10 protein-coding genes and 1 pseudogene are annotated in these 12986 nt (G+C 62.5%); 4 read left to right on the forward strand and 7 right to left on the reverse strand.

The genetic code is table 11. From position 1 onward, the window contains the following. On the forward strand, positions 1-2286 hold a 2286-nt coding region (locus DBR23_RS21295), incomplete at its 5' end, for a bifunctional diguanylate cyclase/phosphodiesterase (RefSeq protein ID WP_233250647.1). Between the two features lie 188 nt (positions 2287-2474). Then, entirely contained in the window at positions 2475-4706 is a 2232-nt protein-coding gene (locus DBR23_RS21300; protein WP_056743598.1) for an EAL domain-containing protein, read from the forward strand. 64 nt (positions 4707-4770) lie between these two features. On the opposite strand, the gene glmM is transcribed toward DBR23_RS21300, so the two are convergent. From glmM to DBR23_RS21320, 4 genes are all read right to left on the reverse strand, one after another. Beyond that, complete coding sequence (gene glmM, locus DBR23_RS21305; RefSeq protein WP_108499523.1) at positions 4771-6105, reverse strand: phosphoglucosamine mutase; 1335 nt, start codon at positions 6103-6105, stop codon at positions 4771-4773. A gap of 90 nt (positions 6106-6195) precedes the next feature. Beyond that, on the reverse strand, positions 6196-7026 hold the full coding sequence (folP, locus tag DBR23_RS21310) for a dihydropteroate synthase (protein WP_056743713.1): 831 nt from the start codon (positions 7024-7026) through the stop codon (positions 6196-6198). A gap of 123 nt (positions 7027-7149) precedes the next feature. Then, the gene (ftsH, locus tag DBR23_RS21315) at positions 7150-9069 is read right to left on the reverse strand and encodes an ATP-dependent zinc metalloprotease FtsH (RefSeq protein ID WP_056067227.1); all 1920 of its coding nucleotides are present in this window, start codon (positions 9067-9069) and stop codon (positions 7150-7152) included. A 171-nt stretch (positions 9070-9240) separates the two neighbouring features. Further along, complete coding sequence (locus DBR23_RS21320) at positions 9241-9906, reverse strand: RlmE family RNA methyltransferase (RefSeq protein ID WP_056067225.1); 666 nt, start codon at positions 9904-9906, stop codon at positions 9241-9243. A 105-nt stretch (positions 9907-10011) separates the two neighbouring features. Between DBR23_RS21320 and DBR23_RS21325 the strand changes: the two genes are divergently transcribed. Both DBR23_RS21325 and DBR23_RS21330 read left to right on the forward strand, forming a co-directional pair. Further along, entirely contained in the window at positions 10012-10485 is a 474-nt protein-coding gene (locus tag DBR23_RS21325; protein ID WP_056067223.1) for a YhbY family RNA-binding protein, read from the forward strand. A gap of 44 nt (positions 10486-10529) precedes the next feature. Beyond that, positions 10530-11261 carry a glycosyltransferase gene (locus DBR23_RS21330; protein WP_369882150.1) on the forward strand — a complete coding sequence of 244 codons (732 nt, stop codon included), beginning with the start codon at positions 10530-10532 and terminating at the stop codon, positions 11259-11261. 79 nt (positions 11262-11340) lie between these two features. Here the strand turns inward: DBR23_RS21330 and DBR23_RS21335 are convergent, their stop codons facing one another. The 3 genes and pseudogenes from DBR23_RS21335 to carB form a co-directional block, all read right to left on the reverse strand. Next, positions 11341-11787 (reverse strand): DUF4149 domain-containing protein, encoded by a 447-nt coding sequence (locus DBR23_RS21335; protein WP_108499525.1) that lies wholly within the window; start codon positions 11785-11787, stop codon positions 11341-11343. A gap of 28 nt (positions 11788-11815) precedes the next feature. Next, positions 11816-12292 carry a transcription elongation factor GreA gene (greA, locus tag DBR23_RS21340; RefSeq protein ID WP_056067220.1) on the reverse strand — a complete coding sequence of 159 codons (477 nt, stop codon included), beginning with the start codon at positions 12290-12292 and terminating at the stop codon, positions 11816-11818. 201 nt (positions 12293-12493) lie between these two features. Further along, positions 12494-12986 (reverse strand): annotated as a pseudogene (carB, locus tag DBR23_RS21345) (carbamoyl phosphate synthase large subunit); the annotation flags it as partial.

Genomic DNA, 12986 nt, shown 5'->3' on the forward strand with positions numbered 1-12986 from the left:
GCGACGTCTGACCCTCCGCCCACCGGTGACGCTGTTGGCCGGTCCCTGACCCTGCCCAATGGCCAGTGGACGCTCAGCCTGACACCCGTCAAGGGATGGGGTGCGCCAGATGTGCTGGCTCTGCGCTGCGCCTTGGGCTTGCTGTTTGCGTTGCTGATGGGCTACCTGGCGCGCTTGCTCGTCGAATTGAAGGCGCACGAGCGCGGTCTGGCCACACAGGTGGCCCAGCGGACCTCCGAGATCCAGGCCACACAGCAGCAGCTGCGCGCCACCATCGATGCAATTCCCGATCCGTTGTTTGAAATCGACCAGGACGGCCGCTATTGCAGCGTGCACAGCCCTCGTGCCGAGTTGCTCATGGGCCCTGCTGAGCAATTGATCGGCCGCAATGTCACCGAGGTGTTACCTGCCCTGGCTGCACTGACGGTGATGGATGTGCTCAATGAAGCGCAATCCCAGGGATGGTCCACCGGACGCCAGATCATGCTGGACCTGCCTGGCCTGGGGCCCACCTGGTTCGAACTTTCTGCGGCCCGCAAGGCGGGATCAGCGGGAGGAAAACCCAGGTTCATCGTGCTGTCCCGCGACATTTCAGAACGCAAGCGGTCGCAAGAACAACTGCAGTTGACGGCCCAGGTGTTTGACCAGAGCGGCGAGGCCATCGTGATTGCCGATGCGGCCCAGACCATCGTGCGCATCAACCGGGCATTCAGCCGCATCACCGGCTACTCCGAAGCGGAGGCCGTAGGTCAGTCGATGCGCCTGCTCACGGTGGCAGAGTCCACCCGAGACTTCGACGCCGACCTGGTGTACACCCATCTCACCAAAGAAGGGCACTGGGAAGGCGAAGCCTGGGGCCGCCGCAAGGACGGATCGACCTACCCCCAGTGGCTGTCCGTCAGCCGCGTGCGCGATGGCAATGGCAGCACCACCCACTCCATCACGCTGTTCCGCGACGTCACCCTGCAACGCGAGGCTCAGGACCGCATCCAGCGCCTCGCGCATTTCGACCCCCTCACTGACCTGCCCAACCGTGCGCTCCTGGCAGAGCGCGCCCAACGCCACATCGAACAAGAGCAAGCGCGGGGCGGAACGCTGGCCTTGCTGTTCCTGGACCTGGACCACTTCAAGAACGTCAACGACTCGCTGGGGCACCGCATTGGCGACATCCTGCTGGTGGCAGTAGCGCGACGGCTGGAGTCCCTGCTGGGCACACAGGACACCGTATCGCGCCTGGGAGGGGATGAATTTTTGCTGCTGCTACCCGCTGCCTCGGCCCTGCAGGCGGCCGACGTAGCCAACCGTTTGCTGATGGCCGTGGCGCAGCCGTTTCAGGTGGAGCCTTACGAACTCACCACCACCCTGTCCGTAGGCATTGCCATGTATCCGGCGGACGGAGACTCGTTCGACACCCTGTACCAGCGCGCTGATGCCGCCATGTACCGTGCCAAGCAAAGCGGGCGCAACCGCTTTGGCTTTTTCACCGCCGACCTGGAGGCGCGGACCGCCCGAGCCTTGCAGATCGAAAACGCACTGCGCCGGGCACTGGAACGCAACCAGTTCGAGCTGCACTACCAACCCCAGGTGTCACTCACCACGCGCCAAGTAGTCGGTGCCGAGGCGCTGCTGCGCTGGAGCCACCCTGAGCTGGGCATGGTGTCCCCGGCGGAGTTCATCCCTGTGGCAGAAAGCAGCGGCATGATCGTCGCAATTGGCGAGTGGGTGCTGAACACTGCCGTGCATGACGCCAAGCGCTGGCTGGACCTTCAATTGCCACTGCGGGCTGTGTCAGTCAATCTGTCGGCGGTGCAGTTCCGCCACCCCCAGTTGCCCGAGATGGTGACACGCTGCCTGCAACAAGCCGGACTGCCTGCGCGTCGGCTGGAGCTGGAGCTGACCGAGGGGGCTGCGGTAGACGACCCCGCTGCTGCACTGGCCATGATGGACCAATTGCATGACCGGGGCGTCCGGCTGTCGATGGATGACTTTGGCACGGGATATTCGTCGTTGAGCTACCTCAAGCGCTTCCAGATCTACAAGCTCAAGATCGACCAGTCGTTTGTGCGCGACCTGGACGACGACGCCAATGACCGGGCCATTGTCAGCGCCATCATCCGCATGGCGCAGGCCTTGGGCATGCAAACGACCGCCGAGGGGGTGGAGACCGATGGCCAGCTGGAATTTCTGCGCGCGCAGGGCTGCGACGAAGGCCAGGGTTACCTGTTCAGTCGCCCCCTGGCAGCCGATGCCTTTGAGGCCTATCTGCGGGAACACTTGGGACGCTAAAAACGCCGGGCAACGTGTCTCTGCACCCTCTCGCGCCAGAGCTCCTGGCGACTGCACTTGCATCAGCCGTACGGCAGAACCTGCAGCGCTGTACCTGAGGCATACCCTCAAACGGCTTGTAAGCTGCCGCTGCTACACTTTGGCACACTTTTCTGAGGCCGTCTGGCCCAGCCGCCTGTTCTGGTCTTATGTATTCGCTGTTCAGCACTCCGCCCTCGCAGCGCGCCGGAGTGCCCCCTGACACCCCCCTGCAACGCACCTTGCGTGAACAACAAACCCTCCTGGACAGCGCGGGAGTGGGTATCGTGTTCCTGCGCCAGCGCAGCGTGGTGCGATGCAACCAGCGGTATGCCGAAATCTTTGGGTATGCCAGCCCCGCCCACTTGGTAGGGCTCAACACCGAAGCCTTCTATCCAGACCGGGATGCATTCCGCGACCTCGGGCGCACGGCTTATCCCGCGCTGGCCCAAGGGCAGTCATTCCGGATTGAACGCCAGTTGCGTCGCCAGGACGGCACACTGTTCTGGGGCAGCCTCACGGGGCGCCTGATCAACCCGCACGACACCGGAGAAGGCTCGATCTGGATCGTGGACGACATCGATGAGCAAAAGCGTGCCCACGCCGCGCTAAATGCCGCTGTGCGGGAAAAGCAATTGCTGTTTGACAGCGCGATGGTCGGCATCGTCTTTCTGCGAGACCGGCATCTGACCCGCTGCAACCACCATTTTGAACAGATGCTGGGCTTTGAGCCGGGCGAACTCATGGGCAGCTCGTCGCGTCGCTGGTACGCCAGCGATGCTGCCTGGCAAGAAGTGGGCGACCGCTGCTACCCCTCGCTGGTGGCCGGACAGTCGTACGAGGGCGAGGTGGAGCTATGCCGTAAGGACGGCACTCCTGTGATTTGCGAAGTGCGCAGCAAATGCATCGATCCCGCCGACCCTGCCCAGGGGACCATCTGGATCACCATGGACATCACCGACCGCAAACGCGCGCAGGCGGTGCTGGCCCAGGCCCATGAGGAGCTGGAGCGGCAGGTGCAAGACCGCACGCGCGAGCTGCGCGAGACAGTGGAAAACCTGCACCGTGAAATCAATGACCGCAAGGCCGACCAGGAGCGCATTTACTGGTTGGCCCACTACGATGCGTTGACCGGTCTGCCCAACCGTGCCCTGCTGGCAGAACGTGCGCAGCAGGCCATTCGGGTGGCGCAGGAGAACCAGACGCCGCTGGCCGTCATCTTCCTGGACCTGGATCACTTCAAGCACGTGAACGACTCTCTGGGCCACCGGGTGGGCGATGTGCTGCTGGTCGAAATTGCCAAGCGCCTGCGTGCGGTGGTGCGCGACAAGGACACGGTGTCGCGCCTGGGAGGGGATGAGTTCATCCTGCTTTTGCCAGGCGCCGATGCGCGGGGTGCAGCCCGGGTTGCCAGCAAGTTGCAGGAGGCATCCCGTCAGCCGTACCAGATCGATCACCACGAACTGACCATGGCCCCGTCGATGGGCATTGCGCTGTTCCCCCAGGACGGACACGATTTCGATACTTTGACCCAGTCGGCAGACGTGGCCATGTACCGCGCCAAGCTGGACGGACGCAACACCTTTCGCTTCTTTACCCCCGAGATGCAGGCCCAGTCGGTACGGGCCCTGCAGCTCGAAAACGCGTTGCGCCGTGCGCTGGAGCGCGAACAGTTCCACCTGCACTACCAGCCACAGATGAACCTGGCCACGGGTACTGTGCGCAGTGTGGAAGCCCTGCTGCGCTGGCAACACCCCCAGCTCGGTGCGATTTCTCCGGGAGAGTTCATCCCCATCGCCGAAGACAGCGGCCAGATTCTGCAGATCGGCGAGTGGGTGCTGCGCACAGCGCTGGCCCAGCTCAAGGCATGGCGCAGCTGCGGGTTTCCCGAACTCACAATGGCAGTGAACCTGTCAGCCATTCAATTTCGCCAGCCACAGCTGCCAGAGCTGGTGAGCCGGGTGCTCGCGGAGTTTGACCTGCCCCCCGATTCGCTGGAACTGGAACTGACGGAGGGGGTGGCAGTGGACGACCCCCATGCGGCGGTGGCCACCATGGACCAGTTGCATGCGCGTGGAGTGCGGATGTCGATGGACGACTTCGGCACGGGCTATTCGTCACTCAGCCAACTCAAGCGGTTCCAGATCTTCAAGCTCAAGATCGATCAATCCTTTGTGCGCGACTTGGGCAACGACAGCAACGACCGCGCCATCGTCAGCGCCATCATCCGCATGGCGCAGGCGCTGGGCATGCGTACTACCGCCGAAGGTGTGGAAACCGAGGGGCAACTGGCCTTTTTACACGAACAAGGTTGCGACGAAGCGCAGGGCTACCACTTCAGCACGCCACTGCCCGCGGAGCAGTTGGAACGCTTCATGCGGCAACACACACCAGCACTCTGAGCGGCCTCAAGACCCCCTCCAGCGCGACGGACGCTGCTCTGCGCTCCGCCGATAGACCAAGACCTCAACCCGCGCGGGCTGCGTCGGCCAGGCGCTGAGCGCAAGAGCTGGCCAACTGCGCGTCGCGCGCCTCCACCATCACACGCAGCAGAGGCTCGGTGCCACTGGCGCGGATCAGTACGCGGCCCGCGGAGCCCAACTGCTGCTCCACCGCCTGCGTGGCCTCTGCCAATAAATGGTTGGCCTTCCAGTCCTGCCCTGGCGCCAGTCGGACGTTGAGCAAGACCTGTGGGTAGAGCGTGATGCCTGCCAGCAGCTGCGCCAGCGTGCGGCCACTGCGCACACAAGCCTGCAGCACCTGCAGGGCACTGACCAAACCGTCGCCGGTGGTGTGTCGGTCCAGGGCCAGCAGATGCCCGGACCCCTCCCCGCCCAACACCCAGTGGTGGCGCGCCAGTTCTTCCAGTACGTACCGGTCACCGACCTTGGCGCGTACAAACTTCACTCCCTTGGCCAGTAGCGCCACCTCTACCGCCATGTTGGTCATCAGCGTGCCCACCACGCCAGGTACGTGCTCGTCACGGCCCATGCGGTCTGCGGCCATCAGGTACAGCAGCTCGTCACCGTTGTACAGCCGCCCAGTGGCGTCCACAATCTGCAGCCGGTCTGCATCCCCATCCAGGGCAATGCCATAGTCGGCACGGTTCGCGCGCACAGCGCGCACCAATGCGTCGGGGTGTGTCGCACCAACCTCGTGGTTGATGTTGAGGCCATCGGGTGCGCAGCCAATCGACAGCACTTCCGCACCCAGCTCGTGGAATACCTTGGGCGCCACCTGATAGGCGGCTCCGTGGGCAGCGTCCACCACAATCTTCAGGCCCTTGAGCGTCAGGTCCTGGGGAAACGTGCTCTTGCAAAACTCGATGTAGCGCCCGGCCGCATCATCCAGGCGCCGGGCCTTGCCCAGGCTGGCCGAATCGACCCAGACGGGTGGTTCGGCCAGTGCGGCTTCCACCGCCAGCTCCCAGGCGTCCGACAGCTTGGTGCCTTGCGCGCTGAAGAACTTGATGCCGTTGTCAGGGTAGGCGTTATGGCTGGCGCTGATGACCACGCCCAGACTGGCGCGCTGGGCGCGGGTCAGGTAAGCCACGCCTGGCGTGGGCAACGGCCCCAGCAGCACTACATCCACCCCTGCCGAGTTGAAGCCAGACTCCAGCGCGCTTTCAAGCATGTAGCCAGAGATGCGGGTGTCCTTGCCGATCAACACTGTGGGCCGCTCTTCCGTGCGGCGTAACACGCGACCCACAGCATGGGCAAGGCGCAGCACAAAATCCGGTGTGATGGGCGGCTGCCCCACAGTGCCGCGAATGCCGTCGGTTCCAAAGTATTGGCGTGTCATGTTCTGGCGTCTCCTCGTACGGATCTCAGTATGTTGTTGTCAAAGGCGAGGACTTGATGCCCAACTACCTGCTCTCGAATCACTGGCCCCTCAGCCAGATCGCTGCATCGCAGACCACACTGCCAGTGCCGCCACCGTCTCGCGTACATCGTGCACACGCACTACCGACGCGCCCCGCTCCACCGCGAGCAAGGCGGCGGCCACACTGGGTACCATGCGTTGGCTCACCTCCAGCCCGGTGATCGTGCCCAGCGATGACTTGCGCGACCATCCCGCCAGCAGCGGGTAGCCAGCAGCCAAGAGCTCGGACTGTCGTGCCAGCAACGCAAAGTTCTGTTCCACCGTTTTGCCGAACCCAATGCCCGCATCCAGCAGGATACGAGCCTTTTCGACCCCAAGCGCTAGTAGATTATGCGCCTGCAGCTGCAAAAATGATAGCACCTGGGGCACCACATCTCCCCCCATAGGCGCCTGCTGCATGGTCTGCGGGTCGCGGTGCATATGCATCAGGCACACACCACACTGCGGGTGCGCAGCCACCGCTGCCGCAGCTCCTGGCTGCCGCAGGGCCCAGATGTCGTTGACGATGTCAGCCCCCAGATCCAACACAGCGCGCATGACCTCCGGCTTGTAGGTGTCCACCGAAATCGGGACACCCAGCGCCACAGCCTCACGCACCAAGGGAACGACACGAGACAGCTCCTCATCCAGCGGCACAGCAGGGCTGCCTGGGCGGGTGGACTCACCACCGATGTCCAGGATATCTGCGCCCTCTTTCAACAGCTGTTCGCAATGCCGTAGCGCAGCAGCCGTGGAGCCATGGCGCCCACCATCGGAGAAAGAATCGGGAGTGACGTTGACGATGCCCATGACCTGGGGACGGACCAAGTCAATTGCGAAGCGAGAGGTTTGCCAGATCATGCCGATCACACCCGTGCAGATTTCGAAATAGCGGCTCGACAAAGCATTCCGCAAGAAAAACCGATGGCCCCCATGAAAAACGGGGCACAAGGCCCCGTTCAAACGGCTGGACCGCGAGCCTGGTCAGGCCGCCGTCGGTGCAGTATCCGTGGCTACAGCTGGAGTGCCGCCACTAGAGTTATCACCACCAGAGGGAGGGGTGCGTGGCGTCCAGTCCTTGGGAGGACGAGGCTCCTTGCCCGCCATGATGTCGTCCAATTGCTCGGTATCGATGGTTTCCCATTCGAGCAAGGCCTTGGCCATGGCGTGCATCTTGTCACTGTTCTCTTCGATCAGGCGGCGGGCGAGGTTGTACTGCTCATCGATGATGCGGCGCACTTCCATGTCCACCTTTTCCATGGTCTGTTCGCTCATGGTGGTGGTCTTGGTGACCGAGCGGCCCAGGAACACTTCGCCTTCGTTCTCGGCGTAAACCATCGGCCCCAGGGCATCGGTCATGCCGTAGCGCGTGACCATGTCGCGGGCGATGTGGGTCGCGCGCTCAAAGTCGTTGCTGGCGCCGGTGGTCATCTGGTTCATGAACACTTCTTCGGCAATGCGGCCACCGAACAGCATGCTGATCTGGTTGAGCATGTATTCGCGGTCATAGCTGTAACGGTCCTGTGCGGGCAGGCTCATCGTCACGCCCAGAGCACGGCCGCGGGGAATGATGGTGACCTTGTGCACGGGGTCGCACTTGGGCAGCAACTTGCCGATCAGCGCATGGCCTGACTCGTGGTAAGCCGTGTTGCGGCGTTCTTCCTCGGGCATGACCATGCTCTTGCGCTCGGGACCCATGAGGATCTTGTCCTTGGCCTTCTCGAAGTCCTGCATCTCCACGGTGCGCGCATTGCGGCGGGCAGCCATCAGGGCGGCTTCATTACACAGGTTGGCCAAGTCGGCACCACTCATGCCGGGGGTACCACGGGCGATGATGCCAGGCGCCACATCCTGACCAATCGGGATCTTGCGCATGTGCACGTTCAGGATCTGCTCGCGGCCACGGATGTCGGGCAGCGTCACATACACCTGGCGGTCAAAACGGCCTGGACGCAGCAGGGCGGCGTCCAGAATGTCAGGGCGGTTGGTGGCAGCCACCACGATGACGCCCAGGTTGGTTTCAAAGCCATCCATCTCGACCAGCATCTGGTTCAGGGTCTGTTCACGCTCGTCGTTGCCACCACCCAGGCCAGCGCCACGCTGGCGGCCCACCGCATCGATTTCGTCGATGAAGATGATGCAGGGAGCGTTCTTCTTGGCGTTGTCGAACATGTCGCGCACGCGCGCCGCGCCCACGCCAACGAACATTTCCACGAAGTCGGAGCCGGAGATGCTGAAGAACGGCACCTTGGCTTCGCCAGCGATGGACTTGGCCAGCAGGGTCTTGCCAGTGCCGGGAGGCCCCACCAGCAGCAGGCCACGGGGAATACGGCCGCCGAGCTTCTGGAACTTTTGTGGGTCTTTGAGGAAGTCCACCACTTCCTTGACTTCTTCCTTGGCCTCGTCGCAGCCGGCCACGTCAGCGAACGTGACCTGGTTGTTGTTCTCGTCCAGCATGCGAGCCTTGCTCTTGCCAAAGCTGAACGCGCCGCCCTTGCCGCCACCTTGCATCTGGCGCATGAAGTACACCCACACGCCAATCAACAGCAACATGGGCCCCCAGCTGACCAGGAGGGTCATGAGCAAGGAGCCTTCCTCACGAGGCTTCACGTCGAACTTGACGTTGTGATTCAGCAGGTCACCCACCAGACCACGGTCCAGCACCGAAGCGTTTGTGCGGATCTTGCGATCATCGGTGGTGACCGCAACAATCTCGCCACCGCTCAGCCCTTCGGGAATGGTGGCGCTTTTGATGCGGTTGTTGCGGACTTCGTCCAGAAACTCGGAATACCCGACGTGGCCTGCACTGGCGCCGCTGCGAGTGTCAAACTGCTTGAACACCGTGAACAGCACCATGGCAATGACCAGCCATACGGCAATTTTTGAAAACCACTGATTGTTCAAGCGGGGCTCCAGTTGCAGGGAACAGAAAACGGACACACTGCCGTCATGGCACGCATGTGCGGCCCATTTTAGGTCTTTCAAGCCACGGGACCAGCTCTATTCCCCCTCACGCCCATGGAATCAGCACGGGCTTTGCAGCCAAAGTTCACGGATTCTTGACCTGAGGCAAGCCTAGACAGGCTGCTTTTTCAGCCCCATGCCCACCAGGAAGGTTTCTGACGACTTGTCGCGCGACGCCTTGGGTTTCAAGGGTTTGACGACCTTGAAGGTCTGCTTGAACAGTGTGACCAGATCGCTGTATCCGCTGCCATGGAACAGCTTGACCACCAGGGCGCCTTCCGGTTTCAAATGGTTGCACGCAAAATCCACAGCCAACTCCACCAAATGCGCAATCCGTGCTGCATCGGCCGACTCGATGCCCGACAGGTTGGGCGCCATGTCAGACACCACCACGTCCACCACCCGGCCGTCGAGCGCCTGCTCCAGGCGCTCCAGCACCTCGGGCTCGCGAAAGTCTCCGTTCAAGTAGGTAACGCCTTCAATGGGGTCCATGGGCAGAATGTCCAGCGCAATGATCACCCCGTTGAGCTGCCCCGCAGCGGCGCCAGCGGGCGACATGCGCCTGCGCAGATACTGGCTCCACGCCCCCGGTGTGGAGCCCAGGTCGACCACCGTATAACCAGGCTTGATGAGGCCCAGTTGCTCGTCAATCTCCTTGAGCTTGTAGGCGGCACGGGCGCGGTAACCCTCCTTCTGTGCCAATTTGACATAGGTGTCGTTCACGTGGTCGTTGAGCCACGCCTTGTTCACCTTCTTGCTCTGGGTTTTGACTTTCATATGGCGGTATTGTCTCTCGACAATCGCTGTAGCTGGTGACTTGAAAGCCTTGCCGCACTTGGGAGGTGGAGTCACCCCACCACGGGCCGCAGACATAATACGGGTATGCCCCAAATTCAACTGACTCCTGCCGAGCGCCGGGAACAACGCGCCAATGCCCACCACCTGGACCCCGTGGTCCTGATCGGCGGCGATGGCCTCACCCCTGCCGTGAAGAAGGAAATCGACGCCGCCCTCAACGCCCATGGCCTGATCAAGGTGCGTGTTTTCAACGACGACCGCGTGGCGCGCGAGCTGATGTACCAGGAGCTGACCGCCGAACTCAACGCTGCACCCATTCAGCACATCGGCAAACTGCTGGTGCTGTGGCGGCCCCAGCCTGTCAAAGAGCGAACCATCGACGAAGACCGGATGCCCGGCCCACGCGATGTCAAGGTGCTGAAGTACAGCAAACGGGGTGGTCAGCGCCCCGAGATCAAGCAGTTGCGTGTGCTCGGCAACCAGCGCCTCACGTCAGGCGGCCAAATCAAGCGCGCCAAGCCCAAGCAAAAATCCATCAAGAAGCGCCAGGCTGACTGATGACCGCTGAAGCAGCATCTGCAACCATTGCAGCACCTGCCGGCATGGCGCCGACGCGCCACATCCTCTGCATGAAATGGGGCACGAAATACGGCCCCGAATACGTCAACCGGCTGTACGCCATGGTGCGCCGGCATCTGAGCGGAGACTTCCGTTTTGTCTGCCTCACCGATGACAGCACCGGAATCCGTAGCGAAGTGCAATGCCTGCCCATTCCTGCACTGGATCTACCGCCCGGCATTCCCGAGCGGGGCTGGACCAAGCTGGCCACGTTCAGCGCAGACTTGCATGGCCTGCGGGGCACCGCCCTGTTTCTGGACGTGGATGTGGTCGTCACCGGCAGCCTGGATGATTTTTTCACCCAGCCCGGCGAATTCCTGATCATTCACGACTACAAACGCCCATGGCGCATCACGGGAAACTCGTCGGTCTACCGCTTCGAGCTTGGCGCCCATCCTGATGTGCTGGCGTATTTTCGCGAACACTTCGCGGAGATACGCGCACAGTTTCGTAACGAACAGGCCTACCTGTCCGACTTCTTGCACAAGCAGGGCAAGCTGCAATACTGGCCCGCTGCATGGTGCCCCAGTTTCAAGTACCACGGTATACCGCCGTGGCCCACCAATTACTGGCGCGCTCCGTTTGTGCCCGACGGCGCACGCATCGTGATTTTTCACGGGGAATGCAATCCCCCGGATGCGCTGGCGGGGAGGCGCAACCGCCGCTTCCGCTACATCCGTCCAGCTACCTGGGTGGCGGAACACTGGCACGAATAGGCGCGGCGGCGGGCAGGCTTGTCCTCAAAAGAAAAGTCCACGCCGCAGTAGGTCTGTCAGCGAGTCGCTTGCCTGACTGTCAATCGCTGGCGGACCACTCTTCCACTGCCGTGTGCGCTCCTGGCCGAAGCGTTTGCCAGAACACTGCCAAGGCGCAGCCCCATTGCACCGCGTACATCACCGTCCCCACGCTGTGCCACAGACGCAAGTCCTGCCGGGCCACAATGCGGGGCGCCACACCAAACTGGTTGAGCAACGCCAGCAGCAGGCCGCCCAGAACGAACAGCATGGCAGCGCGTGCCCACGGATATTGGGTCACCCCATGCCGAGGTCTGGACAGCAGCAGCAGCACCACACAGCACACCACAGCCACCCAGGTTTGCGCCGCAAACAGCCGGGCCGCCATCTGTCCCGCCAGGGAAGGGGATGGCAGATAGGCGAACAACAGCGGCACCACCAAAAAGCCGATGGTGGTGAGACTGCCCCACCACAAGGCCGCCACCAGAACGGGAAGTCGCGGGCGCATGCCTAGCCACATGGCAGCCATCACACCATCACTGGTAGCTGACCGCCACCACTTCATAGCGGCGGATGCCACCGGGGGCCTGCACCTCAGCGGTGTCGCCCTCCTCCTTGCCAATGAGGGCACGCGCGATGGGGCTGGAAATATTGATCAGGCCTCGCTTGAGGTCCGCCTCGTCTTCCCCGACGATCTGGTATTTCACCGTGTCGCCCGACTCTTCGTCCTCCAGCTCGACCGTGGCACCAAACACCACCTTGCCGCCACCATCCACCGCACTGGGGTCGATGACCTGGGCCACCGAGAGCTTGCCCTCGATCTCCTGAATGCGGCCTTCGATAAAGCCCTGGCGGTCCTTGGCGGCGTCGTAATCGGCGTTTTCACTCAGGTCGCCCTGCGCACGCGCTTCGGCAATGGCCGAGATCACAGCGGGACGCTCCACGGTCTTGAGTCGGTGCAGCTCTTCCTTGAGCATTTCGGCGCCGCGTTTGGTAATTGGAATGGTGGCCATGAGATTGAGTCTCCACAAGTCAAAACGGTGAAAGTGCAATGCACTTCCACCGATCTGTCGCCACGCTGCGCCCCGCAAAACACTGGCGGGTGCACATGGCACATCTACAAAAGGAAACCGCCGCACGTTGCCGCGCGGCGGTGTTAGTTCGGCTGCAATTATGCCGTGTTTGCGGCGGCAAAAGCCACCGCAAAAACCCGGTCAGGCAGCCAGTTGAGCGTGCAGTTCCTGCACGGAATACACGTCGAGCTTGTCGAGGTACTTCATGCCCTCGACGGCCGCCTCGGCACCAAAGATGGTGGTGAAGGTGGTCACGCGGGCCAGCAGCGACGAGGTGCGGATCGCGCGAGAGTCTGCAATCGCATTGCGGCGCTCTTCCACCGTGTTGATGACCATGACAATCTCATTGTTCTTGATCATGTCCACGATGTGCGGACGGCCTTCCGTGACCTTGTTGACCACCACCACCGGGACGCCCGCCTCGGCGATGGCCGCAGCGGTGCCCTTGGTCGCCACCAGGTCGAAGCCGAGCGCCACCAGCTGGCGGGCAATGTCCACCGCGCGGGGCTTGTCGTTGTTCTTCACGGTGAGGAATACCTTGCCCGACGTCGGCAGCTTGGTGCCCGCGCCCAGCTGGCTCTTCACGAACGCTTCCCCAAAGGTCTTGCCCACGCCCATCACCTCGCCTGTGGAC

Source organism: Acidovorax sp. HMWF018, assembly GCF_003061035.1.
GTDB classification, from domain to species: Bacteria; Pseudomonadota; Gammaproteobacteria; order Burkholderiales; family Burkholderiaceae_C; genus Acidovorax; species Acidovorax delafieldii.